This is a genomic window from Rhodoblastus sp. (genome assembly GCF_041915505.1).
Classification (GTDB): Bacteria; Pseudomonadota; Alphaproteobacteria; order Rhizobiales; family Beijerinckiaceae; genus Rhodoblastus.
Genome location: NZ_JAYSBG010000415.1, coordinates 1 through 2,810 on the forward strand (window position 1 = coordinate 1; position 2,810 = coordinate 2,810).

The following is a 2,810-nucleotide window of genomic DNA, read 5'->3' on the forward strand; positions in this document are numbered from 1 at the left end:
TGGACCCCGCATCCTGAAGGAAGCATTAACCATGCCGAAAAAAGCGGACAACCGGCTTTTTTACCGGCGCGGCGGCGCAAAAACGCAAAGGGGGTTAACAAACCCTCAATGCGGGCCGACGCGTCAGTTCTTTTTGTTCTTGGCCTCAAGCTCCGCCTTGAGCGCGGCGAGCTTGGCGAAGGGCGAATCCGGATCGGCCTGTTTTTCGCGCTGCGGCCGTTTCTCGTGATGCGGCGGACGGTCGCCGCCGCGCTGGTCGTCGCGGCGCTTGCCGTCGAAGCGGCCTTCGAAACGGGGCTTGCCCTCAAAGCGCGGCTTGCCCTCGAAACGGGGCTTGCCGCCTTCCGGCCGGCGCGGACGGCCCTGCGCGGGCGGGGCGCCCTCAGTGGCAGGCTGGCCTTCGGCCGGCGCGGTGTCGCCGGCGGCGCCTTGCGCGCGATTCTGGAAACCTCCGCGTCCACCGCCGCCGTGACGGCGGTTCTGGTCAGGCCGGCGGCCGTGATGGCGCTGCGGCTTCCAGACTTCGATCTGGACTGGTTCGGCGGGGGCGGCTTCAGCTTCGACTTCGGCCGAGGCCGTGGCAGGCTCGCCCTCGGTCGCCGCGACCGTCTCGCCTTCCGCTTCGGGCGCGGTTTCGACGGACGCTTCAGCCAAAGGCTCGGGCGCCGGTTCGACGACTGCCTCGGCATCGACCGGCGCGGCTTCGGCGGGCGCCTCCGCCGGCGCGGCTTCCGGCTCGACGGTTTCGGCGTGGACGGCCTCGCCTTGGGCCTCCGCTGTCTCCGCCGTTACGGGCGCGGCTTCCACGCCAGCCTCAGCCGCCGTCTCGTCCGGGGCTGCTTCGGCCGCCTCGGTCTGGACCGTCTCGGCCTCGGCTTCCGTCGTTTCGGCGGTCGCCTCATCGGCGGCGGCGGCCTGTTCCTCGGGCTGGGCCGCCGGCTTGATCGGCTCGGTCGGGGCCTTGGGCAGCAGCGCAACGGTGATCGCCGGGCCGGTGCGGGTCTCGTTGACATAGCCAAGCGATTTCAGGATGCTGGAGAAACTCTCCCCCGAGCAGCCGGCGAGCGAGGTCATGGTGACCGTGACGACAAAACCGTCGCCATCCGCCGCGCCGGGAGGCGGGTCGCCGGGCGTGACGCCGGGGCGATAGGCGATGGCGGGACGGATCAGATCGGCCAACCGCTCCAGAATGTCGACGCGCACGGCGCGGTCGCCGCAGACGCGGAAGCCGGCGGCGCGATAAAGCCCGCGATTGATCTGCTGATCGGCGGCGAAGGAGGTGCGGCCCGAGGCGGCGAGATGGGCGACTTCGTCAATGCCCTTCACCGTCTCCAGCCCGCCGTGCTTCAGCGCCCAGAGCTGCGCCGCCAGCGCGCGCGGGGCGGGCTTCAGCAGAGCCGGCAGATAGAGATGATAGGCCCCGAAGCGCACGCCGAACTTGCGCAGGGCGCCGCGCGCCTCCTGCGGCAGGGTCTTCATTTCCTCGGCGACGCGCGAACGCTCCAGCACGCCGAGCGATTCGCCGATCTGGAAGGCGATGCCGCGCGCGACGCCGTCGAGCCCGTCGCCGATCTCCAGATCCTCCAGCGCGCCGAGCGTTTTCTTGACATGCTGCGCCAGCCAGAGGTCGAGCCGGTTCTGCGCCATTTCGAGCTGGGCGCCGGTCAGATGCTCGTCGGCGATCAGCCGCACGCGGGGTTTCAGAATATGGTCGCCGGCCGCGATCCGTCCCACCGGCTCGCCGAGCCAGCGGATGATCCCGTCATTGGCGAGCACGAAAGCCTCGTCGACCGCCTCGTGCACGCGCCGCGCCCGCGCCTCGATCTCGGTGGCGAGGGCCTTTTGCGCCGCCGCGTTGAGGGTCTTGGCCTCCTCGCCTTCGGCCTGCGGGTCGGGCGTGAAGCAGAATCCCTGCAGCGAGCCGACGTGATGACCCTCGACCATGACCTGGCCCGTCGCTGTGACTTCGGCTTCCAACATCGCGTTCTCTCTCAGTCGGCGCATCAGCACGCTGGCGCGCCGGTCGACAAATCTTTGGGTCAGGCGCGCGTGCAGGGCGTCGGACAGACTGTCCTCTACCTGACGCGCGACGCCCTGCCAATGCTCTGGATCGTTCAACCAGTCATTTCGGTTGGCGATGAAGGTGCAGGTGCGCACCTGATTGATGCGCGCGGACAGCGCGTCAATGTCGCCGTCGGTGCGGTCGACGCTGGCGATCTGGCGCGCGAACCAGTCATCCGGAATGCGTCCGGCCCGCACAATATAGCCATAGACCGTCATCACCAGATCGGCGTGGGCGGCGGGCGACGTCTTGCGATAGTCCGGAATCTGGCAGACGTCCCACAATCTTTCAATATCCGCGCGGGTCTTGGCGTTGCGGCGCACTTTTTCGTCGCGCGCGGCGGTTTCCAGCGCGACCTGATCTTCCGACACCGGCGCGCGGCTGAGGCCGGGCAGGTTCGGCGTGGCGTCGAGCGAGGCGATCAGGGCCTCGATCGACGAAAAATCCAGCGTGGCGTTGCGCCATTGCAACATGGTGACGGGGTCGAATGCGTGGGATTCGATCATCGCCGCCAGCTCCTCGTCAAAGGGCGGGCAGCGGCCGCTGGTCCCGAACGTGCCGTCGCGGACATGGCGCCCGGCGCGGCCGGCGATCTGGCCGAATTCCGCCGGATTGAGGCGGCGGTGCTGATAGCCGTCGAATTTGCGGTCGGCGGCGAAGGCGACGTGATCGACGTCGAGATTGAGCCCCATGCCGATGGCGTCGGTGGCGACGATATAATCGACGTCGCCGTTCTGGTAGAGGTCGA

At 68.6% G+C, this 2,810-nt stretch carries 1 protein-coding gene; it reads right to left on the bottom strand.

The window, feature by feature from the left end:
- Positions 1-123: 123 nt before the first annotated feature.
- Positions 124-2,810: helicase-related protein (locus ACE3S9_RS17885; protein WP_374547831.1), on the bottom strand; the 2,687-nt coding region annotated here is incomplete at its 5' end.